The organism is Streptomyces sp. TOM-9, assembly GCF_056858595.1.
The window spans coordinates 5485087-5509527 of record NZ_JBXEQB010000001.1 but is presented as its reverse complement, the minus strand read 5'-3'; the positions used below and the strand labels follow the sequence as shown (position 1 = coordinate 5509527).

Here is a 24441-nt window from a genome sequence, read left to right as displayed (position 1 = left end):
CTGCGCAAACACCGGAAACCGGCTCTGAGAGGCCCCGATGACCCTCATACCCGCTGCTATCGCCTGCCTGCTGCTCATCACTCTTGGTTACGGCTTTACCTGTGCCGCGTCGCCGTTCGGCCGCTGCCGGAAGTGCCAAGGGTTCGGCTTCGAGATGAGCCGCGACCGCAAGGGACGGCTCAAGCGCGGCAAGGACTGCCGCCGCTGCAAGGGCACCGGCCACCGCATCCGCACCGGCCGCTGGCTCTACAACCGAGCCGCCCGCCTCTACCGCGAGGGTCAGCGCTGACCCTCGCCCGATCTCAGGAAGGAGTGCCGCCATGGCCGTGACGATCTCCCTCGCCCTGCTCTTCGGGACCCTGCTCGCCGTCCTGCTGCGCACGGGCGCCATCAAGGCCGGATCCGGCTTCGTCGCCGTGATGTTCGGCTTCTACCTCGCGTCCACCGGCGCGTCCGGACCCGTCAACGAGCTGTCCGCCGCAGCCGTCCACGCCCTCAACGGCCTCTTCTGAGGCCGGAACGGAGCACGCCACCATGACCGAGTACCCGACCACCGAACCGCCGCCGCGCGCCGCGCTCGCCGAGGCCGCGCGCAAGGCCGCTCCCGCCGTCGCCACCTCCACCGTGCTCATCCTGGCCCGGATCTGGAACGCCAACGGAGCCGAGCACAGCACCGGCAACGCCGCACTCATGGTCGTCCTGGCAGTCGGCGCCGCCGCTGCCGGATGCTTCACCGCCGCCGGACGCAACGGCGACCCCACCGCCACGGCAATGGCGTTCACCGCGGCCGGCGCCCTCGGCTTCGCCGGGGTCTCCGCCTACGCGGACGGCCTCGCGCTGCCTCTGCTGCTGTGGGCCGTCGCCACCGTGCTGGCCTACGTCCTGGCCGCCCGCCACTGGCGCACCGACCGGCGCGAGCAGGTGGCCCACGAGCGGGACATGACCGCGCGCCGCGAGGACCACCGGCACACCGAGGCCGTGGAGGTCATCCGCGCCCGTGCGCAGGTGGAAACGGCGCGCGTCCAGATCGAGGTCGCCCGCGAGGCCACCGCCTACGCCGCCGCCCTGGCCGAGGCCGTCACCGCCCGCGCGGCACTCCCCGGCTTCGACCCCTCCGCCCTGGCCTACGTGCCGCAGCTCCCGGTCACCGCGCAGCCGAGGAAGGACTGACCGATGAGCCTGACGTTCACCGATCTCTTCTGCGGCGCCGGGGGTTCGTCCACGGGTCTGGTGGCCGCCGGATACACACTGCGCCTGGCCGCGAACCACTCGCGGGTGGCCGTGGAGAGCCACGCCGCCAATCACCCGGACGCCGAGCACCTGTGCGTGGACATCAACCACTACGACATGCGGCGCCTGCCGCGCGGCTGCGACGTGCTGTGGGCCTCGCCGATCTGCCAGGAGTCCAGCCCCGCCGGCGGGCGCAAGCGCGGCGCCAAGGGGCAGATGGCCCTGGAGCTGGAGGAGTTCGGGCCGGTCGAGAGCGGAACGTGGGAACGCACCCGGGCGACCGCGTACGACGTCATCCGTGCCACCGAGATCCACCGCTATGCGGCTGTCCTGTGCGAGAACGTCGTGGAGTTCGCCGTGGACTGGGAGCTGTTCGACTGGTGGCGCACCGGCATGCACCACCTCGGCTACCGCTCCCAGGTGATCTCGGTATCCTCCGCCCACATCGGTGGGCCGGACAACGCGCACGCGCCCCAGTGGCGGGACCGCATCTACATCGTCTTCACCCGCACCGGCATCCCCGCCCCGGACCTCACCCCGCGCCCGGCCGCGTGCTGCACCGAGTGCGGCGAGCAGGTCGCCGCGGTGCAGTCATGGCGCAACGGCCGTCGCATCGGCAAGTACAAGCAGCAGTACGACTACCGGTGCCCCAACAGCCGGTGCCGTCATGCCCTGGTGGAGCCCTACGTCCGTCCCGCTGCCGAGGCGATCGACTGGAGCGACCCGGGCACGCGCATCGGCGACCGCCGCCGTCCGCTGGCCGCGTCCACTATGGCCCGCATCCGCGCAGGACTCGCCGCCTACCCCGCACACCGCACCATCCTGACCGTCAACCACAGCGGCCACGACGGACGGGCGTTCCCCGCCGACGGCGCGCCGCTTCCCACCCGCACCATCAAGATCGGCGATGGGCTCTTGGTCCCGGCTGGCGGGACGTGGAACCAGGACGCGACGGCGACCACGGAGCCGATGCTGACCCGTATGGCCAACCCCAAGGGCTACGAGGCCCTGGTGACCACGCCGCTGATCTACGAGTACCGCAACCACTCCACGATGGAGCCGGTCACCCGGCCCCTGGCGACCGTCACCGCACAGGGCAACCACCACGCCCTGGTGATCCCCTATCGCAACGGGAACCTCCCCAAGCCGACCGCCGAGCCGCTGCACACCGTCAGCACACACGACTCGGCCGCCCTGGTCGGGCCCGCGCTGGCGGTTGAGGACTGCTGGTTCCGCATGCTCCAGCCCCGGGAGCAGCTGCTCGCGCAGCGCTTCCCCGCTGACTACATCGTCCACGGCACGAAGGGCGAACAGACCATGCAGGCGGGCAACGCCGTCTCCTGCAACGTCGCCCAGTGGATCGGCGAACGCCTCGCCGTTGCCATGGACCGCACCGCGGCCCACGCCGCCTAGCTTCGCCCCGGGGTGGGCGTCTCCCGGCCAAGGAATGCCGCCCACCCCGGGTCTCCAGCCCGTTCGAGACAGAACAGGAGACCACAAGCATGACGTATCCGACCCCTGCCGCGCTGCTGGCCGCCGCCCTGGCGGCAGCGGAACGCGGGTGGCACGTCTTCCCTCTCGCGCCCGGCGCCAAGCAGCCGGCCATCCGCGCGTGGGAGGAACGCGCGACCACCGACCCCGGGCGCATCGCCCGCTGCTGGGCCACCGGCCCCTACAACCTCGGGATCGCCACCGGACCGGCCCGGCTGCTCGTCGTGGACCTCGACATCCCCAAGTGCGACGGCGACACCCCGCCGCCGTCCTGGAACCTGCCGGGCGTCAACGACGGTGCGGACGTGCTCGCCGACCTCTGCGAGCGACACGGCAAGCCGTTCCCGTTCGACACCCGCACCGTCCGAACCGCAAGCGGGGGAACCCACCTGTACTTCGCGGCCCCCGAGGCACCGGAGCTGCGTAACAGCGCCGGGAAGCTGGGCTGGAAGGTGGACACACGCGCGGCCGGCGGATACGTCGTCGGGCCCGGCAGCGTCGTCAACGGGCAGGACTACGCCGTGATCCACGAGGCGGCCGCCGCCCCGCTGCCCGGCTGGCTCGCCCAGCTACTCGCGCCCGCCCCGCTGCCGCCACAGACCCCGGTCACGGTCCCGCTCGCCACCGACCGGCGCGGGGCCTACCTCCGTTCCGCCGTGACCACCGAACTGGACAAGGTGACCGGCGCGGCACCTGGCACCCGCAACACCGCGCTCTACCGGGCCGCCGTCGCGCTCGGGCAGTTGGTGGCGGGGGGAGAGCTGCCCTCGGAGCAGGTGGCCGCGTGGCTCTCGGAGGCCGCCGCCCGAGCGGGACAGACCGAGAAGGAGGCGCGGAACACCATTGCGTCCGGTCTGCGGGCCGGCGCCAACCGTCCCCGGACGGTGGCGGCATGAGCACCGAACCGACTCCGATCACTCCGCCGCACCTGTACTCGGTACGACGCGATCCCGCTCCGGAGCTGCCGCCCCCGCCCGCCAAGCCGCGCACCGCGTGGACGGCCGATCAGCTCATGGCCGCGGAATTCCCCGAGCCCAAATGGGCCGTGCCCGGGATCCTCTCCGAGGGCGTGAACCTGCTCGCCGGACCGCCCAAGGTCGGCAAGTCCTGGCTCTCCCTCGGGCTGGCCCTCTCTGTGGCAGCAGGCGGCAAGGCATTCGACAGCGTGCCCGTGGACGGCGGACCGGTGCTCTACCTCGCCCTGGAGGACACCCCGCGCCGTCTCCAGACCCGCATGGGCAAGCTGCTCGGTGGGCAGCCCGCACCGGCCGCTCTGACCCTGGTGACCGAGTGCCCGCCGCTGCCGCAGGGCGGCGCCGCCGCCATCGCCGCATGGCTGGACAGGAACACGCACGCGCGGATGGTCGTCATCGACGTGTTCGCCAAGATGCGCGGTGCCTCCCCGATCGGAGCCTCCGCGTACGACGCCGATTACGCCGCCGTCGGCCACGCGAAACGCCTCGCGGACCACTACGGGGTCGCCGTCGTCCTGGTCCACCACGTCCGCAAGGCCAGCTCGGACGACTTCCTCACCGAGGTATCCGGCACCAACGGCCTCGCCGGCGCCGCCGACGCCACGCTGGTGCTGAAGCGGGCCCGTGGCCAGGCCGACGGCATCCTGCACGTGACCGGCCGCGACGTGGAGGAAGCCGAATACGCCCTCGCCTTCCACCAGGGCTCCGGCGCCTGGCAACTGCTCGACGGCCCGGCGACCGACCACCTCATCGGAGATACCCGCGCCACGGTCCTCCGCTACGTGCGGGCACATCCTGGCACGCGACCGAAGGAACTGTCCGAGGCCACGGGCATCGACATCGGCCTGGCCCGGAAGACCTGCGCCCGCATGGTGGACGACTCCCAGCTGACACGCGACGCCAGCGGCGCCTACTTCGCTCCGGGTGCCTCCAGAACAGGGGAGGGCCAGGCATGAGGCGTCCCGCCCGTCCTTCTGTCCCGGGCGCCGAGCCCACCAGCACAAACCGCCGGGACTGGGCGTCGGCCGCCCTGTCCTGCTCGTCCTGCCTCGCACACGACCGGGAGGGAGTCCGATGACCTCGCCGACCCGTCGCCGTCGTCCGGCTGACGAACTGCTGCCGCTGACCGTGGTGCTGGAGGAGATCGGCATCACCCGGGCCACTTGGTACCGCTGGCGCAACCGCGGCTACGGCCCCGAGGTGCGGCGCCTGCCCAACGGGCACCTACGCGTACGCCGCAGCGCTCTGGACGCCTTCCTGGAAGAGCTGGAGGTCGCATGACCGAGTGGAGCTACACCGTGCGGATCTGGAGCATCCGCAAGCGTCCGTACCGCAAGCCGTTCCAGCTCCGCTGGCAGGTGGGGACACGTCCGCACTCCGAATCCTTCCTGACCGCCGGACTGGCGGAGAGCCGGCGGGCACAGCTCATCACCGCAAGCCGTGCGGGCGAGCCGTTCGACGTGGACAGTGGTCTGCCCAAGTCGATGGTCCAGAAGGAGCGGGACGTTTCCTGGTATCAGCACGCCAGGAACTACGTCGAGATGAAGTGGGACCACTCCCCCGCGAGCACGCGCCGGAACCTCGCCGAAGCGATGGCGACCCTCACGCTCACTCTCGTGAAGGACACGAAAGGCATGCCGGACCACAGGACCATCCGTCGCGTGCTCTACACCTGGGCTTTCAACGTGAAGCGCTGGCAGGAAGAGCCACCCGCCGAAGTGAAGGCAGCGCTGGCGTGGGTGGAGCGCAAATCCGTCCCAACCTCCGCCCTGTCGGACCGGATGCTCGTGCGCCAGGCCCTGGACGCCTGCGCGCGGCGGCTGGACGGCAAGCCCGCCTCCGGTTCGGTGATCGCGCGAAAGCGAGCCATTTTCCACCAAGCCCTCGGCCTGGCTGTCGACGCCGAGTTGCTCGCGGAGAACCCCCTTCATGCGGTCCGTTGGAAGGCCCCGGAGAGGGTGGAGGAAGAGATCGATCCCGAGTGCGTCCCCGACCCCCGCCAGGCTGCGGAACTCCTGGCCGCAGTGAGGAAACAGGGCGCCCGTGGACGCCACCTGGAAGCGTTCTTCGGGTGCATTTACTACGCCGCTTCGCGGCCCGGCGAGACGGTCGGGCTCCGACTCGGCGACTGCGACCTGCCGCGCCGGGGCTGGGGCATGGTCCGCCTCCGGGAGAGCCGCGCCCGCTCCGGTACGGCCTGGACGGATTCCGGGGAGGCTCACGACCAGCGAGGGCTCAAGCACCGGTCCCGGAAAGCCGTGCGCTACGTGCCGATCCCTCCGGAGCTGGTGGCACTGCTGCGCTGGCACGTGACGGCGCACGGCGCGGGGCCGGACGGTCGGCTCTTCCGTACAGCACGCGGCGGCATGGTGCAGGAGAGCGGCTACGGCGAGGTCTGGGCGCGCGCCCGCGCGGAAGCCCTGTCCCCTACCGAGCAGGAGACGAAGCTTGCCAAACGCCCCTACGACCTCCGCCACGCCGCTGTTTCCACCTGGCTCAGCTCGGGCGTAGAGCCGCAGCTGGTGGCGGAGCGCGCCGGCCACAGCGTCGCCGTGCTCTTCCGGGTGTACGCGAAGTTCCTGAAGGGCGGGGACGAAGCCGCGAACGCGAAGATCTCCGCTCGTCTGGCGCAACGTAGGCAGGGACATGCTCTCTGAACCTCTGCACAGGCCCCCACCATGGCGATTCGACTCGCCCTCATAGGCGCCCCGAACGAATCAAGCTAGCAGTTCGCATCATGACATCGGATCTCGCATAGAAATCGGCTGGGCCGCAGCGATGGATTCGCTACGTCCCAGCCGATTGCGTCGACACAAGCCTTTTGCGGCGTTACAGCTGGTCCAACAGTCGGGAAATTACGGCGCGGGCAGTGCCAGCGATGAGGCCACCCAAGACAATACGGATCAGGTTCAGGCGCTCATGGTTGAGTCGCTTGCGAGGCATCGTTCCTCCAATGGATGCGATCGGCGGGTGTGGCAGCCGGTTCGCTCTCCACGTTCGAGCGGGAACGCGGTCCAACTCTCGGTCGCGACGAGTTCGTCGCGAGCACAGCCATCACAGCTGTTCAGGCCCGTTCGCCGGACGGGGTGCGGGAGGATAGTGCGATGAGTCGCGACAACGGGGACGGCCCGATCAGACGCCCGCGGCCACTCCAACGGGCCCAAGTGGGGTCCGGACCGCTGCGGGATCTGAAGGATCTGCTGTACGAGGCCTACCTAGCGGCCGGCGCACCAACACTCGACGAGATCGCCGCCGACGTGGCTGCAGATGACCGACTGGCAGGGGCGCCGAGCCGCGACACTGTCCGACGTTGCTTGAGCGCGCCGGAGGTGCCAGCCCACCAGGCGGACGTCGTTGCCGTAGCAGCAGTACTAGCGCGCAGGGCCTCATGGAATGAAGAAGACCTAACCTCCCGCGCAAGAGCTTTTTGGGTGCAGGCCCGAATGGCCGATCCGCTCGGTCAGCCGATCAGCGGGTTGGTCGATCCCCTTGCCTTGGAGGTACACCGGGCGATCGACATCAGCCTCAGCGATTCGAGGCTGACGAGACGAGAGGGATCCGATCAGAGGCTTCCGCTGCTACCTGCCTACGTAGAGCGGGAGCACGACAGGCAGCTGCGTCGGAAGGTCGCCCAGGCTGCGGCTGGCGTCAGCGGGATGGCAGTGTTGGTGGGAGGGTCCTCAACCGGGAAGACCCGCGCTTGCTGGGAAGCCGTGCGGACCTTGCCAGAGCACTGGCGACTGTGGCATCCGATTGCCCCGGGTCGGGCCGAAGCGGCTCTCACAGAAATTGAGGGGGTCGGGCCGCGAACGGTAATTTGGCTGAACGAAACTCAGCACTACCTACTAACCCCCGCAACCGCTCTGGGCGAGCGCGTCGCGGCCCATCTGCGCGCGTTATTGCAAGACCCCACCCGCACGCCTGTCCTGATATTGGGAACGATTTGGCCCGAGTACTGGGCTATTCTCACCACCCAAACAGCACCCACACCGGATGGCGTCGACCCTCATGCGCAGGCCAGAGCCCTGTTGACCGGCACGAATATCGTAGTGCCGAACAAATTCAGCAGTCACGAAATAATGGAGCTGCACCTCAAAGCTGATGATGACCCTCGACTGGCGTACGCAGCCGAGCATGCCGAAGAGGGTCAAATCACTCAATACCTCGCAGGGGCACCCGCGCTTCTCGATCGGTACCGCACCGCTCCCGCCGGAGCCCGAGCCGTCATCGAAGCCGCGATGGACGCCCGCTCATGCGGCCACAGCCTCGCGCTCCACCACGCTCTACTGGAGGCCGCAGCGGAGGGTTACCTGACCGACGCTGAATGGGACAGCCAGACAGAGGACTGGTTCGAGCAGGCCTTGGCCTACTGCGCCACCCCGGTACACGGCGCACGCGGCCCTCTTACGCGGATCCGCCCTCGGCGCGGCGCCTCTGGACAAAGTCCGCCTAGCTACCGTCTGGCTGACTACCTGGAGCAGCACGGGCGCAAGAACCGCAGCATCGCTAAGGCACCCCCCGCCCTCTGGGAGGCGCTGGTCGAGCACGCCACTCGATCCGACCTAATCGACATCGCTCAAACCGCGGGCGAGGGGGGGCTGATACCGCCAGCGCTTCGGCTATACACCGCTGCCTTCGAATCCGGGCAGCATGACGGCCTAAGGTCGGCGGGCACCATGCTTCGCAACGCAAGCCGTATTGAGGAAGCGATCACCTGGTATCAGCGCGCCAGCGAGACGGGGGACACCAGCGCACTGGGCCTTGCAGTCACTCTGTTTCACGACATGGGCAGGACAGAGGAAGCGTTGGCCTGGCTTCACACACGCATCCATGCTGGCGACCCCGCAGCACCAGGCTGGCTTGCCCAAATGCTGCGCACTGCCGGCCGCACCGATGAAGCGCTCGCCTGGTACCGGCGAGCCGCAGAGGCTGGCGACACAAGCGCTCGCGCCCTGGCAACACTCATGCTCCGTGACCTCGGCCGATCTTCGGAGGCCGCCCGATGGGAAAACAGCGGCTGGAGACAATCCACATAACGGGATGCGTGATCGCGCGTGACGAGTCTTCGGCGCGCAGCGGGACCACCAGCAATCCACGGTCCCAGCTGGCGCGGACGGCCTCTTGGCTCACGGCAGGGATTCAGGGCTCCTGTCGTCGAGACCGACGCCCAGTTCGTGCTCCACATCACGGTACGTGCCCCCACACATGCCTGACAGCTCCGACCCGGCCCGAGTCCCGTCCACGCCTCGTCCACACGCGCTGGTAAAGAGCGTGTGGGAGCGGGACGGAGCGAGACAGCAGCCCGCCGCCACCGGAGCCAACAAAACAGCCCCTGCTCTGCGTTTCCGCAGCTCAGGGGCTGTTTTTCCACTGTGGCGGCGCCAGGATTCGAACCTGGGTAGGCTAAGCCGACGGATTTACAGTCCGCTCCCATTGGCCACTCGGGCACACCGCCTGGGAAGTGTCTCCGCGGGCCGCTTGTGTGCGGTCCCCGTGGCGACGTCGTAAACAATACCCGATGCGCGGGGGTGCTTCGCCACCCTATTGATCAGCGCTTCGGGCGGGTCCGGTGGCTAGGCTTGCGGGGGCGGCCCGGAGGCGGGTCGCGGACCTGACGGATCAGAGCCAAGGAGCCAACAGAAGATGGCCGACTCCAGTTTCGACATCGTCTCGAAGGTCGAGCGGCAGGAGGTCGACAACGCCCTCAACCAGGCCGCCAAGGAGATCTCGCAGCGCTACGACTTCAAGAACGTCGGCGCGTCGATCTCGTGGTCCGGGGACAAGATCCTGATGCAGGCCAACTCCGAGGAGCGGGTCAAGGCCATCCTGGACGTCTTCGAGACCAAGCTGGTCAAACGGGGGATCTCGCTGAAGTCGCTGGACGCGGGCGAGCCCCAGCTGTCCGGCAAGGAGTACAAGATCTTCGCGACCATCGAGGAAGGCATCTCGCAGGAGAACGCCAAGAAGGTCGCCAAGATCATCCGCGATGAGGGGCCCAAGGGCATCAAGGCGCAGGTCCAGGGCGAGGAGCTGCGCGTGACGTCCAAGAGCCGGGACGACCTGCAGGCCGTCATCGCGCTGCTGAAGGGCAAGGACCTCGACTTCGCGCTGCAGTTCGTGAACTACCGCTGAGCGAGGTCTTGCCGGGGCCCCGGCCGGGAGGAGGCGGCCGGGGCCTTTGCCACGCGCACGACGGGGCGCATTCGGAGGGTGCCGCCCGGGAAGCCGCCGCAGGTGCGTAATGTCTTCCTGTTAGGTCTCCCCGGGACCGCCCCGCCCGTCGACGGCGGACCCGGGGCAGCGTCTCGAGGATGGAGCCGGGCATGCAAAGCCGCACCGCTTTGGTCGAGGACCTGATGAGCCGCTTCCCGCACGTCCCCCGTGAGGCGGTCATCAAGGAGGACCTACTGCGCGGCGGGATCGCGTTCGACGAGTCCGCGCTCAGCGGCAACGAGGACGGCGACGTCAAGCCGAAGTCGTACTTCATCTTCTCCTTCGACCACCGCACCCTCCCCGAGCTGGGCGCCGCCGCGCTGAAGCGGCCGCCGGAGGAGATCGTGCTCACCGGCGGGCCGTACGACCTGCGCCGCACGGTGGTGTCGGTGCGGGTGAACCCGGCCTCGCCGTACCGCGTGCGGGCGGGCGGGCGCGGTGTGCTCGGCCTCTACCTCGACGGGGTGCGCATCGCGGACGTCGGCCTGCCGCCGATGCCGGCGTACTACCGGCACACCCTGGAGAACGGCAAGTCGGTGATGGAGGTCGCGCCGACGATCCAGTGGGGCTACCTGATCTACCTGACGGTCTTCCGCGTGTGCCAGTACTTCGGCGCCAAGGAGGAGTGCCAGTACTGCGACATCAACCACAACTGGCGCCAGCACAAGGCGGCCGGACGCCCCTACACGGGCGTGAAGCCGGTCGAGGAGGTGCTGGAGGCGCTGGAGATCATCGACAAGTACGACGAGACGAAGTCCTCCACCGCTTACACCCTCACCGGCGGGGCGATCACCTCCAAGGTCGCCGGGCGCGACGAGGCGGACTTCTACGGCCACTACGCGAAGGCCATCGAGGAGCGCTTCCCCGGCCGCTGGATCGGCAAGGTCGTCGCGCAGGCGCTGCCCAAGGAGGACGTGCAGCGCTTCAAGGACTACGGCGTGCAGATCTACCACCCCAACTACGAGGTGTGGGACCGCCGTCTGTTCGAGCTGTACTGCCCGGGCAAGGAGCGTTACGTCGGCCGGGACGAGTGGCACCGCCGCATCCTGGACTCGGCGGAGATCTTCGGCCCGCGCAACGTGATCCCCAACTTCGTCGCGGGCGTGGAGATGGCCGAGCCGTTCGGCTTCGGCAGCGTCGGCGAGGCGATCGACTCCACGGCGGAGGGCCTGCGCTTCTTCATGTCGCGGGGCATCACGCCGCGCTTCACCACCTGGTGCCCGGAGCCGACGACCCCGCTGGGCAAGGCGAACCCGGAGGGCGCGCCGCTGGAGTACCACATCCGCCTGCTGGACGTGTACCGCGCGACGCTGGAGGAGTACGGGCTGAGCTCGCCGCCCGGGTACGGCCCGGCCGGCCCCGGCAACGCGGTGTTCTCGGTGAGCTCGTTCATGGACAGCCTGCCGGCGTCGGCGCCGGTCGGAGTGAGCTGAGTGCCGACCCTGCTGATCGTGCATCACACGCCGTCGCCGAACCTGCAGGCGATGTTCGAGGCGGTGGTCGCCGGCGCGACCACCGACGAGATCGAGGGCGTGGACGTCGTGCGGCGGGCCGCCCTCGCGGCGACCGCCTCCGACGTGCTCGCGGCGGACGGCTACCTGCTGGGCACGACGGCGAACCTCGGCTACATGTCGGGGGCGCTCAAGCACTTCTTCGACCAGGTCTACTACCCGTGCCTGGACGGCACGCGCGGCCGCCCGTTCGGCTACTACGTACACGGCGGCAACGACGTGACGGGGACGGTGCGGGGGATCCGGTCGATCACCACGGGCCTGGGCTGGGAGCAGGCGGCGGCCGAGGTGACGGTCACCGGGGAGCCGTCCAAGGCCGATCTGCAGGCCTGCTGGGAGCTGGGCGCGACCCTGGCCGCCGGGTTGGCGGACTGACCGCGCGGGCCCGGCGCCGACGTGCCGGGCCCATGCCCCCGTCCTACCGTGGAGGTGGAGAGAGGGGGCAGCACCGATGGCACCCCGGGTCCCGGACGACGCGACCCTGACCGCCCTGCGCTCCGGCTTCGCGGGCGAGGTCGTCGCACCGGGCGACCCGTCGTACGACGAGAGCCGCACGCTCTTCAACGCGATGATCGACCGCAGGCCGTCCGTGATCGCCCTGTGCGAGACGGTGGAGGACGTCGCCGCGGCGATCCGCTTCGGACGGGAGCGCGGGCTGGAGGTCGCCGTCCGCGGCGGCGGGCACAGTGTCGCCGGGAACGCCCTGACGGACGGTGGCATCGTCGTCGACCTGCGGCGCATGCACGCGGTCGTGGTCGATCCGGGGGCGCGCACGGCGCGGGTCGGCGGGGGCGCCACGATGAGCCACCTGGACCGGGCGACGCAGCCGTACGACCTGGTCACCACCGGGGGCCGGGTGTCCACCACGGGCGTGGGCGGCTTCACCCTCGGGGGCGGATCGGGGTGGCTGGAGCGCGCGTTCGGGCTGGCCTGCGACAACCTGGTGGAAGTCGAGCTGATGACGGCGGACGGCACCATGGTGCGGGCCGCCGAGGACGAGAACCCGGAGTTGTTCTGGGCGCTGCACGGGGGCGGCGGCAACTTCGGCGTCGCCACCTCGCTCACGCTGCGGCTGCACCCGCTGCCCGCGGTCACCATGGCCCTGTTGCTGTGGCCGCCGGACGCCGGCCCCGAGGTGCTGCGCGCCTACCGCACCCTGCTGGCGTCGGCACCGGACGAGATGGGCGGGGGCCTGCTCTTCCTGACCGGGCCTGCGGAGGAGTTCGTGCCGGAGCACCTGGTGGGCGCGCTCACCTGCGCCGTCCTGGTGACGTACGCGGGCACCGGGGACGCGGCGCGCGAGGTGCTGGAGCCGCTGCTCGCGCTCGGCCCGCAGGGCCGGCTGGTGAGGGAGCTGCCGTACGCGGACCTGCAGTCCATGTTCGACGACCCGCCGGGCTACCGGAACTACTGGTCGGCGGAGTACCTGGACGACTTCCCCGACGAGGCCGTGGACCGCTTCTGCGCCCGGGCCCGGGACATGGTGGTCCCCTCCCCCTCCCCCAGCACGTGCTGTTCCCCGTGGGCGGCGCCGTGGCGCGTCCTCCGGCCGACTACCCGCTGCCCTGGCGCCGGGCGCCGTGGGTCGTGCACCCGTTCGGCCTGTGGGCGGACCCGGCGGACGACGAGCGGGCCCGGCGGTGGGCGCACGGCATCCGCGCCGACGTGCGGCAGTGGTCCTGCGGGGCGGTCTACCTCAACTTCATCGGCGACGAGGGCGAGGGCCGCGTGATCGCCGGGTTCGGCGCACACAACCTGGGGCGGCTGGCCCGGGTGAAGAGGGAGTACGACCCGCAGAACGTCTTCCGGCTCAACCACAACATCGAGCCGGACTGACCCCGGCGGCGGGGGGGGGGGGGGGGGGGGGGGGGGGGCGGGGGGCGGCGGCTCAGCGTGTGGCGTACGGGGCGTCGACGGGGACGATCTCGCGGCCGAGCGGCAGCAGGGAGATCGGCACCATCTTGAAGTTCGCGATGCCGAACGGGATGCCGATGATCGTCAGGCAGAAGCCGATGCCCGCGAGCACGTGGCCGATGGCGAGCCAGATCCCCGCGAAGATCAGCCAGATGATGTTCCCGAGCAGTGACCCGACGCCCGCGTCGCGGCGTTCCACCGTGGTGCGGCCGAAGGGCCACAGCACGTAGTTGGCGATCCTCAGGGACGCGATCCCCCAGGGGATGGTGATGATGAAGATGAACATCAGCAGGCCCAGCAGGGCGTAGCCGATGGCCATCCACAGGCCCCAGATGATCAGCCACACGACGTTCAGGACGATGTTGACCGCCTTCATTGCCCAAGCCTCCCATGCGTCCGGGGGCCCCGCCCGTCAGGAGGACGGGAGCCGCCGCTCCGTCAGCCGTCCTCCCCCACAGGGCCCGTACCCGCGGGCGGGCCGGACCGCACGTGGGCGTCAGCGGCGGTGGCCGGCCATCTCCTCGAGGCGGGCGATGCGCTCGCCCATCGGGGGGTGGGTCGAGAAGAGCTTGGACACGTCGCCGGGGCGGAACGGGTTGGCGATCATGAGGTGGCTGGTGGTCTCCAGCCGGGGTTCGGGCGGCAGCGGGGCGCGCTTGGTGCCCGTCTCCAGCTTGCGCAACGCCGAGGCGAGGGCGAGCGGGTCGCCGGTGAGGCGGGCGCCGGAGGCGTCGGCCTCGTACTCGCGGGAGCGGCTGACGGCGAGCTGGATGAGGGAGGCGGCGACCGGCCCGAGGATCATCATCAGGAGCAGGCCGAGCAGGCCCGGGCCCTCGTCGTCGTCGGAGCGGCCGATGGGGATCAGCCAGGCGAAGTTGACGAGGAACATCACCACCGAGGCCAGGGCACCGGCGACGGACGAGATGAGGATGTCGCGGTTGTACACGTGGCTCAGCTCGTGGCCGATGACGCCGCGCAGCTCGCGCTCGTCGAGGAGGCGCAGGATGCCCTCGGTGCAGCACACGGCGGCGTTGCGCGGGTTGCGGCCGGTGGCGAAGGCGTTGGGGGCCTCGGTCGGGGAGATGTAGAGCCGCGGCATGGGCTGCCGGGCGGAGGTGGAGAGTTCACGCACCATGCGGTACAGCGCCGGTGCCTCGAACTCGCTGACCGGGCGGGCGCGCATGGAGCGCAAGGCGATCTTGTCGCTGTTCCAGTAGGCGTAGGCGTTGGTCCCGAGGGCTACGACGAGTGCGACGATCAGTCCCGTACGGCCGAAGAAGCTGCCGATGACCAGGATGAGAGCCGACATTCCGCCCAGGAGCGCGGCGGTCTTCAGGCCGTTGTGCCGGCGGTGCACGGTACACCCTCCAAGGTGTGCATCGGGAGGACCTTCTCTCCTCGTCCAAGGAGAACCTCCCGTAGGGGCCAACGCCACCGGAGGGGCGTTAGTTCCCTTGTGCACCTTCTTCCGGGTGCTCAGAGCAGGGTGTCGGAGGCGAAGCGGAGGATGAGCTGGGGAGCGCCGGACAGCACGATCCCTACGACGGCGGTGAGCGCGATGGCGGCGCCGAGCGGGCGCGGCGTGCCGGCCGGGCGGGCGGTGACGGCCGGTTCCGTCCCGGGCTTCGCGAAGAGCAGCACCGTCCACCGAAGGTAGTAGACGAGTGCGATGACGACGTTGACGGCCATGACGGCGGCCAGCCAGCCGAGGTCCGCGTCGACGGCCGAGGAGAAGACGGCGACCTTGGCGAACAGGCCGATGACACCGGGCGGCAGGCCGGCCAGGCAGAGCAGGAAGAAGGCCATGGCCAGTGCGGCGAGCGGGTGGCTGCCGTGGAGGCCGCGGTAGTCGGTGAGGCGGTTGCGCGGCGCGGTGCGGGCGACGAGCGCGGCCACGCCGAAGGCGCCGAGGTTCACCGCGCCGTACATCAGCGCGTACGCGAGGGTGGTGCCGACCTGGCGGTCGGGGTCGGTGTACGCCGCGGCGGCGATCGGGACCAGCAGGTAGCCCGCCTGGCCGATCGACGACCAGGCCAGCAGGCGGACCGCGCTGCGCGGGCGGTCGGGGCGCTGCACCAGGGCGGCGACGTTGCCGACGGTCATGGTGAGGGCGGCCAGGACGGCGACGGCGGGGCCCCAGACGTGCGCGTACGGCCGGAAGGCGACGACGGTGACGAGGATGAGGCCGGCGAACCCGGCGGCCTTGCCGACGACCGACAGGTAGCCGGCGACCGGGAGCGGGGCGCCGGTGTAGGTGTCGGGCACCCAGAAGTGGAAGGGCGCGACGGCGAGCTTGAAGGCGAAGCCGACGACGGTGAGGGCGGCGCCGGCGGCGGCGAGGGTGTCCAGGCGGGGGTCGACGCCCTGCAGTCCCTTGGCCATGGCCTCCAGGTGGAGGGTGCCGGTGGCGGCGTAGACGAAGCTGACGCCCAGCAGGGTGACGGCGGTCGCGGCGACCGAGGACAGGAAGAACTTCAGGGCCGCCTCGCTCGAGAGCCGGTCGCCGCGGCGCAGTCCGACCAGGGCGAACGACGGGAGGGTGGTGACCTCCAGGGCGATCACGAGGGTCGCCAGGTCGCGGGAGGCGGGCAGCAGCGCGGCCCCGGAGGCCGAGGAGAGCAGCAGGAACCAGAACTCGCCGGCCGGCAGCTCGTCGAGGGTGTGCACCGACAGGAGGGCCGCGACGAGCGCTCCCGCCAGGACCAGCAACTGCACCACGAGGGTGAAGTGGTCGGCGACGTAGGAGCAGTCGGCCGGGCTGCCGACGAGGCAGAAGGTGGTGCGGTCGCCGTCGAGCAGCGGCAGGAGGCTCAGTCCGGCCAGCACGAGGCCGGCGAGGGTGATCCCCACCAGCGGCTGCTTGCGGCCGTCGGGCAGGAAGAGGTCGGCGACCAGCACGATGAGCGCGGCCGCCGCCACGATGGCGGGCGGGGCGATCGCGGCCCAGTCGACCGACTGGACGACGGAGGTGGCGAGGGTGCTCATCAGCTGCCTCCGAGCAGGGTGCGCACGGCCGGGTCGGTGAGGCCGAGCAGGGCGGCGGGCCAGAGGCCCGCGAGGACGGTCAGGACGACCAGCGGGGTCCAGGCCGCGAACTCGTAGCCCCGGACGTCGGCGAGGGCCGGCGCGGCGTGGACGGTGTCGCGTTCGCCCATGCAGACGCGGCGCACGACGAGGAGGAGGTACGCGGCGGTGAGCAGGGTGCCGAAGGCCGCGACCGCGGTGAAGACGAGGTAGGCGCCGCGGTCCAGGCCCGGGGCGGGCTTGAAGGAGCCGAACATCGCGAGCATCTCGCCCCAGAAGCCGGCCAGGCCCGGCAGGCCGAGGGAGGCGACGGCGGCGAAGGCCAGCAGGCCGCCCATGCGGGGGGCCTTGCCGTACAGCGCGGCGCCGGTCTGCCCGGCGAGGCCGTCGAGGTCGGTGGTGCCGTAGCGGTCCTTGAGGGCGCCGACCAGGAAGAAGAGCAGGCCGGTGATGAGTCCGTGCGCGATGTTGGCGAAGAGCGCGCCGTTGACGCCGGTGGTGGTCAGGCTGGCGATGCCGAGCAGCACGAAGCCCATGTGGCCGACGGAGCTGTACGCGATGAGGCGCTTGAGGTCGCCGCCGGCGCCGCGGCGGGCCAGGGCCAGGCAGGCCAGCGACCCGTAGACGATGCCGACGACCCCGAAGGCGGCCAGGTAGGGCGCGAAGGTCTGCATGCCCTCGGGGGCGATGGGCAGCAGGATCCGCACGAAGCCGTACGTGCCCATCTTGAGCAGGACGCCGGCCAGGAGCACCGAGCCGACCGTGGGGGCGGCGGTGTGGGCGTCGGGGAGCCAGCTGTGCAGCGGCCACATCGGGGTCTTGACGGCGAGGCCGAGTCCGATGGCGAGGACGGCGACCAGTTGCGTGGAGTGACTGAGAGCCGCTCCGGGGCCACTGTCGGTGGCGAGTGCCACCATGTCGAATGTGCCCGCCTTCAGCCCGATGAGGAGCAGGCCGAGCAGCATGATCACGGAGCCGAGCAGTGTGTAGAGGATGAAGCGCAGGGCGGACTTCTCCCGGTTCTCGCCGCCCCAGCGGGCGATGAGGAAGTACATCGGGATGAGGACCGTCTCGAAGGCGAGGAAGAAGAGCAGCAGGTCGAGCACGGCGAAGGTGGCGAGCGTGCCCGTCTCCAGGAGGAGCAGGAGCGCCACGAAGGCCTTCGGGGAAGGGCCCGCGGGCATCTTGAAGTAGCTGTAGAGCGCGCAGAGGAAGGTCAGCAGCGCGCTCAGGACGAAGAGGGGGAGGCTGATGCCGTCGATGCCGAGGTGGATGCGGATGCCGAGGGCCGGGATCCAGCTGATGTCGGTGCTCGCCTGCATCGTCGCGGGGTGGTCGTGGTCGAAGCCCACGACGAGGACGATGCTCAGGGCGAGGACGAGACCGGTGACGGTGACGCCGTGGCGCAGCACGGCCTGGTCGGGGTCCTTCCCCCGCAGACCGGGCGGGGGCGGCAGCAGGGCCGCCGCGGCACCGAGCAGCGGCAGGACGACGGCGGCCGCGAGGACGTACTGGAGGACGGTGTCGTTCACGGCTCACGCTCCGACGGCGACGAGGACGGCGAGGATCACGGAGCCGGCCAGCAGCACGCTGATATAGGTCTGCACGTTGCCCGTCTGGGTGCGGCGCACGAGCGCGCCGAGCAGCCGGGGCAGTCCGCCCGCGCCGCGGACGTACGTCTCGACGACCTCGCGGTCGAGGAAGCGGACGAGGCCGGAGGCGGCGAGCACGGGGCGGACGAAGAGCGCCGCGTACAGGGCGTCGAGGCGGAAGCCGTGCGAGGCGGGCTCGAAGAGCGGGCCGAGCAGCAGGCGTCCGGGGTCGCCGGGGTCCCGGGCGGCGGCGACGTCGCCGTAGACCTGTTCGTGGGTCTGCGAGGCGGCGGCCTCGGTGAGCGCCGGCTCCTCGTCGGCCGCCGCGGGGACCAGGGCCCCCATGGGCGCGCCGCGGCGGGTCGCGGTGGCCTGCCAGGCGCCGTAGGTCGCCAGGATGCCGACGACGGCGAGGCCGACGCCGAGGATCGAGGTGACCAGGGTCGGGGCGAGCTCGTTGCCGTCGAGCCAGGCGGGGAGGTCGAAGAACGTCGGCACGAGGGAGACGGCACCGAAGGCGAGGGTGGGAATCGCCAGCACCCACAGCACGGCGGTCATGACGGCCGGTTCCTTGCCGTGGGCCTGGGGGGCCGCGGCGCCCTGGCCGCGGAAGGCGAGGAGGAACAGGCGCGTGGCGTAGCCCGCGGTGAGCACGGCGGTGACCAGCCCGGCGACCAGGACGAGCCAGCCGATTGCCGACGGGACGCCCTCGGCGTGGCCGGAGGCGGCGTGCTCGGCCGCCCGCAGCACCGACTCCTTGGAGAAGAAGCCGGAGAAGGGCGGGATCGCGGCCAGGGCGGCCAGCGCGATGCCCATGGTCCACATGGCGTCGGGGACGCGCTTGCCGAGGTCGCCCATGCGGGACATCGCGGCCAGCGAGTTGGTGCCGGCGGCGTGGATGACGACGCCGGCGGCGAGGAAGAGGAGGGCCTTGAAGGCACCGTGCGAGACCAGGTGGAACACGGCGGCGCTGCGGTCGCCGACGGCGAGGGCGGCGGCCATGTAGCCGAGCTGGCCGATCGTCGAGTAGGCGAGCACGCGTTTGATGTCGTCCTGGGCGAGCGCGGCCAGACCGGAGCCGATCATGGTGACGGCGGCCAGCACGCCGAGCACCGCGAGGGTGACGGTGGAGGCCTCGAAGACCGGCAGCAGCCGGGCGACGAGGTAGATGCCGGCCGCGACCATCGTGGCGGCGTGGATCAGCGCGGACACCGGGGTGGGGCCGGCCATCGCGTCGGGCAGCCAGGTGTGCAGCGGGAACTGCGCCGACTTGCCTGCGACGCCGGCGAGCAGCAGCAGGCCGACGACGGTCGGGTGCGTGATCCCGCCGTGGGTGGCCGCCGTGAGGATGCCGTTGATCCGGAACGTCCCGGCGTCGGCGGCGAGCGCGAAGACGCCGATCAGGAAGGGGACGTCGCCGAGCTTGGTGACCAGGAAGGCCTTGAGCGAGGCGGCCCGGGCGACCTCGGTCTCCCAGTAGTGGCCGACCAGGAAGTACGAGCAGATGCCCATGACCTCCCAGCCGACCAGCAGCACCATCAGGTCGCCGGTGTAGACGACCAGGAACATGGCGGCGGTGAAGAGGGAGACCAGGGCGGAGTAGGAGGCGTAGCGCGGGTCGTGGCGCAGGTAGGCCGTGGAGTACAGCTGCACGCAGGTGGCGACCAGGCCGACGAGGACGGCGATGAGGACCGCGAAGCCGTCGAGGTGCAGGGCGAGGTCGACGGGTACCGAGCCGGTCGGCGTGAGCCGGGTCGCGGCGTCGGTGGCCGGGCCGCTGCCCTGCCGTACGGCGACGACGACCGCCAGCACGAAGGCGGTCGCGGTGGGCAGCACGGCCAGCGGCCGGACGAAGCCGGGGGCGGTGCGGCCCAGCAGCAGACCGCCGACGGCGCCGAGGAAGGGGAGGAGGGGGACGAGGACGGCGAGGGTCGTCAGGGTCACGCTGCGGCCTCGGCCTTCTCTTCGGGTGCGGAGGGCCCGTCCCCTTCGCCCTGCGGGTCGTGCGGGTCGTGCTCGGCGAGGTCGGTGAGGCGGTCGACGTCCGAGCTGCCCCGGTTGCGGTACACCAGCAGGACGATGGCGAGGCCGATGCCGATCTCGGCGGCGGCGATGACGATGACGAACAGCGTCAGCGCCTGCCCGGCGTGGAGGGTGTCGCGGAGCCAGACGTCGAAGGCGACCAGGTTGAGGTTGACCGCGTTCAGCATCAGCTCGACCGACATCAGGACGAGGATCGCGTTGCGCCGGGCGAGGACGCCGTACAGGCCGACGGAGAACAGGAGGACGGCGAGGACGGCGGGATAGGCGAGATGCATCAGCGCTCCCCCGGCTGCTGACGGGACTGCTTGCGGGACAGGACGATCGCACCGACGAGCGCGGCGAGCAGGAGCACGGACAGCGCCTCGAACGGCAGCACCCAGTGCCGGAAGAGGATCTGGCCGGTGACCTTGGTGGAGCCCTGCGCGGCGCCGTCCACGTCGATCCAGGTGGCCCGGAAGGCGTCCACCACGACCCACACCAGCGTGCCCGCGGCGGCGACGGCCACGGCCAGCGCCGCGATCCGGTTGCCCGAATCGGCGTCCGGGGAGCGGCCGATGGGCGCCTTGGTGAGCATCAGCCCGAACAGGACGAGCACCACGACCGACCCGACGTAGATCAGCACCTGCACCCAGGCGATGAACTCGGCGGTGAGCAGGAGGTATTCGACGGCGACGCCGCCGAGTGCGACGACCAGCCACAGCGCGGCGTGCACCAGCTGCTTGGTGGTGACGCTGACGACGGCGGCGGCGAGGGTCGCGACGCCCACGAGGACGAAGACGATCTCGACCCCGGTCGGGGACAGGAAACCGGGGTGGGCTGCGGAGAGGTTCACGCGTCTCCCCCCGGCTGCTCGGTCTCGGGCCCGGCCTCGGCGGCGGCGACCGCGGCGGCGGCCTTCTCCGCGGCCTTGCGGGCGGCACCGAGCTCCTTGGGCTCCTCGGCGGCCGGGTCGAGCGGCGGCGGGGCCGGCACCGTCCACATCCACTCGCGCAGCTTGTCGCGCTCGTGGGTGAGGTCGAGGATGTCGGTCTCGGCGTACTCGAACTCCGGCGACCAGAACAGGGCGTCGAAGGGGCACACCTCGATGCAGATGCCGCAGTACATGCAGAGCGAGAAGTCGATGGCGAAGCGGTCCAGCACGTTGCGGCTGCGCTCGCGGCCGCCGGGGGTGACGGCGGGCACCGTCTCCTTGTGGGAGTCGATGTAGATGCACCAGTCGGGGCACTCGCGGGCGCACAGCATGCAGACCGTGCAGTTCTCCTCGAACAGCGCGATCACGCCGCGGCTGCGGGGCGGCAGCTCGGGCTGCACCTCGGGGTACTGCGCGGTGTGCGAGCGCCGGGTCATCGTGCGCAAGGTGACGGCGAGGCCCTTGGCCAGGCCGGAACCGGGGATGCCCATCAGGAGATCACCACCTTCACCACGCCGGTGAGCGCGATCTGGGCCAGGGCGAGCGGGATGAGGACGGTCCAGGCGAACCTCTGCAGCTGGTCCTCGCGCAGGCGCGGGTACGTGACCCGGAGCCAGATGACGACGAAGGCCAGGGCCGCGGTCTTGAGCAGCGTCCACAGCCAGCCGAGGCTGCCGGACCAGGGGCCGTGCCAGCCGCCGAGGAACAGGACGGTGGTCAGGCCGCACAGCACGACGATGCCGGCGTACTCGGCGAGCAGGAACAGGGCGAAGCGCATGCCCGTGTACTCGGTGTAGGCACCGAAGATGATCTCGGAGTCCGCGACGGGCATGTCGAAGGGCGGCCGCTGGAGTTCGGCGAGGCCGGCGGTGAAGAACACGAAGGCGCCGATCAGCTGCCACGGCGTCCACCACCAGGCGTACGCGTCGACGATGCCGGGCAGCGAGAGCGTCCCGGCCGCCATGGCGACGGACGCGGCGGCGAGCAGCATCGGCAGCTCGTACGACATCAGCTGCGCGGCGGTGCGCAGACCGCCCAGGAGGGAGAACTTGTTGGCGGAGGCCCAGCCGGCCATGAGGGAGCCGAGCACGCCGACGCCCATGACGGCGAGCACGAAGAACAGGCCCGCGTCGATGTCCTGGCCGACGAGTCCGTCGGGACCGACCGGGATCGCGACGATGACCAGGAGGTAGGGCAGCAACGCGACGGCGGGCGCGAGTTGGAAGATCTTCCGGTCCGCGTCGGCCGGGACCACGTCCTCCTTCTGCGCGAACTTCACGCCGTCGGCGACGAGCTGGGCCCAGCCGTGGAAGCCGCCGGCGTACATGGGTCCGAGGCGGCCCTGCATGTGGGCCATGACCTTGTGCTCGGTCTGGCCGACGACGAGGGGCAGGACGAGGAAGGCGACGAGCACGGCGAGCAGCCGGAGGATCACTTCGAGGGCGTCGCTCACGGTGTGCTGCCTCCTTCTGCGTCGTCGTTGCCCGGGGTGTCCGGGGTGTCCGGGGTGGTGCCGGGGGTGTCGCCGTCCGCGGTGGGCCGCGCGGGTTCGCCGTCCCGGACCTCGTCCGGTGCGGCCGCGGGTTTCGCCGCGTCGGGCTGCGCTTCCGCTGCCGGGGCGGCGGCCGGTTCGGGGTCGCGGGGGACGTCCCAGGGGGCGTCCGGGGTGCGCTTGCGGGGCGTCGCGGGCTCCACCGCAGCCGCCGGGGTCTCGGCGGTGCCGGCCTGGCTGACGGAGCCGTCGCTCGCCGAGCGGGTGCGGCGCGGGGTGGCGGCGGGGGCCGCGGCAGGGGCCTGGCTCGCGGAACCCTCGGTGACGCTGCGGGTGCGCCGGGCGGGACGCTCCGCGGCGCCCGCCGCACCGGCGGCTCCGGCGGCACCGGCCGCGCGTGGGGTACGGGCGGGCCTCGCCGGGGCGGGCGGCAACTGCCCCTTCAGCGGACCCCACTCGTTGGGGTCGGGCACGCCCGGCGGCAGCATCTGGCGGCGCTTGGGGCCGCCGTGCTCGGATTCGCCCGGCTCCTTCGCGCCCGGCCACGCCTTGGCGACGCGCGCCGCCAGCACGAAGTCCTTGCGCAGCGGATGCCCCTCGAAGCCCTCGGGCAGCAGCAGCGGCACCAGGTGCGGGTGGCCGGTGAAGTCGACGCCGAACATCTCGTGCGTCTCGCGCTCGTGCCAGGCGGCGCCCGCGTAGACGCCGACGGCGGTCGGCAGGGCCGGGGCCTCGTGCGGGACGGTCGTACGGATCATCAGGCGCCGCACGGAGCCGACCGCGGGGGCCACAAGGTGGGCGCAGACCCGGAACCCGGTGCCGCCTTCGTCGACGGCGCTGAGCCAGTCGAAGAAGGTGCAGCCGAGGGTGTCCCGGGCGGCCCGCAGGGCATCGGTCCAGGAGGCGGCGGGGACGTCGACGGTCAGCAGGCCGTACGCCTCCTCCGCCGTGGCCTCGGCGCCGAAGACCTCGGCGACGGCGTCCGGCTCGGGGAGCCGGTCGAAGGGCGTGGTCACTTCGCGGCCTCCCCGGGCGGCGGCGGGGCCTGGACCAGGCCGCTGCGCAGCGCGGCGGTGGACGCGGGCGGGGTGCCCCCGTCGCCGTAGCGCTCGCCGAGCGACTCGCGGGCGATCTTCTCCTGGAGCTTGAGGATGCCCTGCAGCAGCGCCTCGGGCCGCGGCGGGCAGCCGGGCACGTAGACGTCGACGGGGATGATCTGGTCGACGCCCTTGGTCACCGAGTACGAGTCCCAGTAGGGGCCGCCGCAGTTGGAGCAGGCGCCGAAGGAGATGACGTACTTCGGCTCGGGCATCTGCTCGTACAGGCGCTTCACGGCCGGGGCCATCTTGTCGGTGACGGTGCCCGAGACGATCATGAGGTCGGCCTGGCGCGGGCCGGGCGCGAAGGGGATCACGCCGAGCCGGATGAAGTCGTGCCGGGCCATGGAGGCGGCGATGAACTCGATGGCGCAGCAGGCGAGCCCGAAGTTGAAGACCCACAGGCTGTAGCGGCGGCCCCAGTTCAGGACCACCTTCATCGGCTCGGGTGCCAGCCGCGCGAGCGTACCGAGGCGGCGCGGCTCCGGCAGGTACTCGGGAGTGCTCACATCGGTCACATCGGTCACGTCCATTCCAGGACGCCCTTCTTCCAGGCGTAGAGCAGACCGACGGCGAGGAAGCCGAGGAAGACGAACATCTCGACCAGCGTGGTGCCGCCGTACCCCTCGGCGGCGAACACCGTCGCCCAGGGGAAGAGGAAGATCGCGTCGACCGCGAAGACGACGTACAGGAAGGAGTAGACGTAGTAGCGGATCTGGGTGTGCGCCCAGCCCTCGCCGACGGGGTCGACGCCGCACTCGTACGTGAGCATCTTCTCCTGCGTCGGCACGACGGGCCGCAGCAGGCGACCGGCCCCGAAGGCCACGGTCACGAAGAGCACCCCGAGCAGCGCGACCAGCCCGACGACCGAGTAGCCGTGGAAGTAGTCCACGTCCGTCCGCCCCTCGTTTCTCGTCGTAAGCGCGTTGTCCAGCGATCCCGGTGGATCT

Annotated in this window: 24 protein-coding genes, 1 tRNA gene and 1 pseudogene; 13 read left to right on the top strand and 13 right to left on the bottom strand. The window is 71.1% G+C overall.

The annotated features are described in order from the left end of the window. Window positions 1–37: 37 nt before the first annotated feature. The 9 genes from AC1VWI_RS25730 to AC1VWI_RS25690 all read left to right on the top strand — a co-directional run bounded on the left by AC1VWI_RS25730 (window position 38) and on the right by AC1VWI_RS25690 (window position 8731). A complete protein-coding gene (locus AC1VWI_RS25730) occupies window positions 38–289 on the top strand; it encodes a hypothetical protein (RefSeq protein WP_499513379.1) in 252 nt (83 codons plus the stop codon). Window positions 290–320: 31 nt separating this feature from the next. Further along, a complete protein-coding gene (locus tag AC1VWI_RS25725) occupies window positions 321–512 on the top strand; it encodes a hypothetical protein (RefSeq protein WP_396347260.1) in 192 nt (63 codons plus the stop codon). Window positions 513–534: 22 nt separating this feature from the next. Further along, window positions 535–1170, top strand: coding sequence for a hypothetical protein (locus AC1VWI_RS25720; RefSeq protein WP_499513378.1), 636 nt, complete (start codon window positions 535–537; stop codon window positions 1168–1170). Between the two features lie 3 nt (window positions 1171–1173). Further along, complete coding sequence (locus AC1VWI_RS25715; protein ID WP_499513377.1) at window positions 1174–2643, top strand: DNA cytosine methyltransferase; 1470 nt, start codon at window positions 1174–1176, stop codon at window positions 2641–2643. Window positions 2644–2732: 89 nt separating this feature from the next. After that, on the top strand, window positions 2733–3617 hold the full coding sequence (locus tag AC1VWI_RS25710; RefSeq protein ID WP_499513376.1) for a bifunctional DNA primase/polymerase: 885 nt from the start codon (window positions 2733–2735) through the stop codon (window positions 3615–3617). Further along, complete coding sequence (locus tag AC1VWI_RS25705; RefSeq protein ID WP_499513375.1) at window positions 3614–4651, top strand: AAA family ATPase; 1038 nt, start codon at window positions 3614–3616, stop codon at window positions 4649–4651. The genes AC1VWI_RS25710 and AC1VWI_RS25705 overlap by 4 nt, the downstream gene beginning before the upstream one ends. Window positions 4652–4769: 118 nt before the next feature. Beyond that, window positions 4770–4976 (top strand): helix-turn-helix transcriptional regulator, encoded by a 207-nt coding sequence (locus AC1VWI_RS25700; protein ID WP_396347255.1) that lies wholly within the window; start codon window positions 4770–4772, stop codon window positions 4974–4976. Further along, entirely contained in the window at window positions 4973–6352 is a 1380-nt protein-coding gene (locus AC1VWI_RS25695; protein ID WP_499513374.1) for a tyrosine-type recombinase/integrase, read from the top strand. The genes AC1VWI_RS25700 and AC1VWI_RS25695 overlap by 4 nt, the downstream gene beginning before the upstream one ends. A 786-nt stretch (window positions 6353–7138) precedes the next feature. Next, on the top strand, window positions 7139–8731 hold the full coding sequence (locus tag AC1VWI_RS25690; RefSeq protein ID WP_499513373.1) for a tetratricopeptide repeat protein: 1593 nt from the start codon (window positions 7139–7141) through the stop codon (window positions 8729–8731). A 337-nt stretch (window positions 8732–9068) separates the two neighbouring features. Here AC1VWI_RS25690 and AC1VWI_RS25685 read toward each other — a convergent pair. After that, window positions 9069–9150 (bottom strand) — tRNA-Tyr (locus tag AC1VWI_RS25685). A 188-nt stretch (window positions 9151–9338) separates the two neighbouring features. On the opposite strand from AC1VWI_RS25685, the gene AC1VWI_RS25680 reads away from it, so the two are divergent. From AC1VWI_RS25680 to AC1VWI_RS25665, 4 genes and pseudogenes are all read left to right on the top strand, one after another. Beyond that, window positions 9339–9827, top strand: coding sequence for a YajQ family cyclic di-GMP-binding protein (locus AC1VWI_RS25680; protein WP_018558836.1), 489 nt, complete (start codon window positions 9339–9341; stop codon window positions 9825–9827). Between the two features lie 191 nt (window positions 9828–10018). Beyond that, the gene (locus AC1VWI_RS25675) at window positions 10019–11341 is read left to right on the top strand and encodes a radical SAM protein (protein WP_499513372.1); all 1323 of its coding nucleotides are present in this window, start codon (window positions 10019–10021) and stop codon (window positions 11339–11341) included. After that, window positions 11342–11794 carry a flavodoxin family protein gene (locus AC1VWI_RS25670; RefSeq protein ID WP_499513371.1) on the top strand — a complete coding sequence of 151 codons (453 nt, stop codon included), beginning with the start codon at window positions 11342–11344 and terminating at the stop codon, window positions 11792–11794. Window positions 11795–11870: 76 nt separating this feature from the next. Next, window positions 11871–13255: pseudogene (locus AC1VWI_RS25665) on the top strand (FAD-binding oxidoreductase). Window positions 13256–13307: 52 nt separating this feature from the next. Here the strand turns inward: AC1VWI_RS25665 and AC1VWI_RS25660 are convergent. From AC1VWI_RS25660 to AC1VWI_RS25605, 12 genes are all read right to left on the bottom strand, one after another. Then, entirely contained in the window at window positions 13308–13709 is a 402-nt protein-coding gene (locus AC1VWI_RS25660) for a YccF domain-containing protein (RefSeq protein WP_499513370.1), read from the bottom strand. Window positions 13710–13829: 120 nt separating this feature from the next. After that, window positions 13830–14690 carry a zinc metalloprotease HtpX gene (gene htpX / locus AC1VWI_RS25655; RefSeq protein ID WP_499513369.1) on the bottom strand — a complete coding sequence of 287 codons (861 nt, stop codon included), beginning with the start codon at window positions 14688–14690 and terminating at the stop codon, window positions 13830–13832. Between the two features lie 119 nt (window positions 14691–14809). Further along, entirely contained in the window at window positions 14810–16318 is a 1509-nt protein-coding gene (locus AC1VWI_RS25650; RefSeq protein WP_499513368.1) for an NADH-quinone oxidoreductase subunit N, read from the bottom strand. Next, window positions 16318–17889 (bottom strand): complex I subunit 4 family protein, encoded by a 1572-nt coding sequence (locus AC1VWI_RS25645; protein ID WP_499513367.1) that lies wholly within the window; start codon window positions 17887–17889, stop codon window positions 16318–16320. Before AC1VWI_RS25645 ends, AC1VWI_RS25650 begins: the two co-directional genes overlap by 1 nt. A 3-nt stretch (window positions 17890–17892) precedes the next feature. Continuing rightward, entirely contained in the window at window positions 17893–19893 is a 2001-nt protein-coding gene (locus AC1VWI_RS25640) for an NADH-quinone oxidoreductase subunit 5 family protein (protein WP_499513366.1), read from the bottom strand. Then, window positions 19890–20267, bottom strand: a complete 378-nt coding sequence (nuoK, locus tag AC1VWI_RS25635; protein WP_499513365.1) for an NADH-quinone oxidoreductase subunit NuoK — start codon at window positions 20265–20267, stop codon at window positions 19890–19892. The genes AC1VWI_RS25640 and nuoK overlap by 4 nt, the downstream gene beginning before the upstream one ends. Then, entirely contained in the window at window positions 20267–20824 is a 558-nt protein-coding gene (locus AC1VWI_RS25630; protein ID WP_499513364.1) for an NADH-quinone oxidoreductase subunit J family protein, read from the bottom strand. Before AC1VWI_RS25630 ends, nuoK begins: the two co-directional genes overlap by 1 nt. Beyond that, window positions 20821–21393 carry a NuoI/complex I 23 kDa subunit family protein gene (locus AC1VWI_RS25625; RefSeq protein ID WP_499513363.1) on the bottom strand — a complete coding sequence of 191 codons (573 nt, stop codon included), beginning with the start codon at window positions 21391–21393 and terminating at the stop codon, window positions 20821–20823. The genes AC1VWI_RS25630 and AC1VWI_RS25625 overlap by 4 nt, the downstream gene beginning before the upstream one ends. After that, window positions 21393–22355: an NADH-quinone oxidoreductase subunit NuoH gene (gene nuoH / locus AC1VWI_RS25620; RefSeq protein ID WP_499513362.1), complete on the bottom strand. Its 963-nt coding sequence runs from the start codon at window positions 22353–22355 to the stop codon at window positions 21393–21395. The genes AC1VWI_RS25625 and nuoH overlap by 1 nt, the downstream gene beginning before the upstream one ends. Then, on the bottom strand, window positions 22352–23410 hold the full coding sequence (locus AC1VWI_RS25615; protein ID WP_499513361.1) for an NADH-quinone oxidoreductase subunit C: 1059 nt from the start codon (window positions 23408–23410) through the stop codon (window positions 22352–22354). The genes nuoH and AC1VWI_RS25615 overlap by 4 nt, the downstream gene beginning before the upstream one ends. Next, window positions 23407–24024, bottom strand: coding sequence for an NADH-quinone oxidoreductase subunit B (locus AC1VWI_RS25610; RefSeq protein WP_499513360.1), 618 nt, complete (start codon window positions 24022–24024; stop codon window positions 23407–23409). The genes AC1VWI_RS25615 and AC1VWI_RS25610 overlap by 4 nt, the downstream gene beginning before the upstream one ends. Further along, window positions 24015–24383: an NADH-quinone oxidoreductase subunit A gene (locus AC1VWI_RS25605; RefSeq protein ID WP_499513359.1), complete on the bottom strand. Its 369-nt coding sequence runs from the start codon at window positions 24381–24383 to the stop codon at window positions 24015–24017. The genes AC1VWI_RS25610 and AC1VWI_RS25605 overlap by 10 nt, the downstream gene beginning before the upstream one ends. Between the last annotated feature and the right edge of the window lie 58 nt (window positions 24384–24441).

Bases quoted from the DNA above. Each gene is read 5' to 3' on its own strand.
- AC1VWI_RS25690 (WP_499513373.1), top strand. From the start codon at position 7,139: ATGGCCGATCCGCTCGGTCAGCCGATCAGCGGGTTGGTCGATCCCCTT.
- AC1VWI_RS25695 (WP_499513374.1), top strand. From the start codon at position 4,973: ATGACCGAGTGGAGCTACACCGTGCGGATCTGGAGCATCCGCAAGCGT.
- nuoK (WP_499513365.1), bottom strand. From the start codon at position 20,267: ATGCATCTCGCCTATCCCGCCGTCCTCGCCGTCCTCCTGTTCTCCGTC.
- AC1VWI_RS25710 (WP_499513376.1), top strand. From the start codon at position 2,733: ATGACGTATCCGACCCCTGCCGCGCTGCTGGCCGCCGCCCTGGCGGCA.
- AC1VWI_RS25675 (WP_499513372.1), top strand. From the start codon at position 10,019: ATGCAAAGCCGCACCGCTTTGGTCGAGGACCTGATGAGCCGCTTCCCG.
- AC1VWI_RS25660 (WP_499513370.1), bottom strand. From the start codon at position 13,709: ATGAAGGCGGTCAACATCGTCCTGAACGTCGTGTGGCTGATCATCTGG.
- AC1VWI_RS25725 (WP_396347260.1), top strand. From the start codon at position 321: ATGGCCGTGACGATCTCCCTCGCCCTGCTCTTCGGGACCCTGCTCGCC.
- AC1VWI_RS25650 (WP_499513368.1), bottom strand. From the start codon at position 16,318: ATGAGCACCCTCGCCACCTCCGTCGTCCAGTCGGTCGACTGGGCCGCG.
- AC1VWI_RS25625 (WP_499513363.1), bottom strand. From the start codon at position 21,393: ATGGGCATCCCCGGTTCCGGCCTGGCCAAGGGCCTCGCCGTCACCTTG.
- AC1VWI_RS25720 (WP_499513378.1), top strand. From the start codon at position 535: ATGACCGAGTACCCGACCACCGAACCGCCGCCGCGCGCCGCGCTCGCC.
- AC1VWI_RS25610 (WP_499513360.1), bottom strand. From the start codon at position 24,024: ATGGACGTGACCGATGTGACCGATGTGAGCACTCCCGAGTACCTGCCG.
- AC1VWI_RS25730 (WP_499513379.1), top strand. From the start codon at position 38: ATGACCCTCATACCCGCTGCTATCGCCTGCCTGCTGCTCATCACTCTT.
- AC1VWI_RS25680 (WP_018558836.1), top strand. From the start codon at position 9,339: ATGGCCGACTCCAGTTTCGACATCGTCTCGAAGGTCGAGCGGCAGGAG.
- AC1VWI_RS25700 (WP_396347255.1), top strand. From the start codon at position 4,770: ATGACCTCGCCGACCCGTCGCCGTCGTCCGGCTGACGAACTGCTGCCG.
- AC1VWI_RS25715 (WP_499513377.1), top strand. From the start codon at position 1,174: ATGAGCCTGACGTTCACCGATCTCTTCTGCGGCGCCGGGGGTTCGTCC.
- AC1VWI_RS25705 (WP_499513375.1), top strand. From the start codon at position 3,614: ATGAGCACCGAACCGACTCCGATCACTCCGCCGCACCTGTACTCGGTA.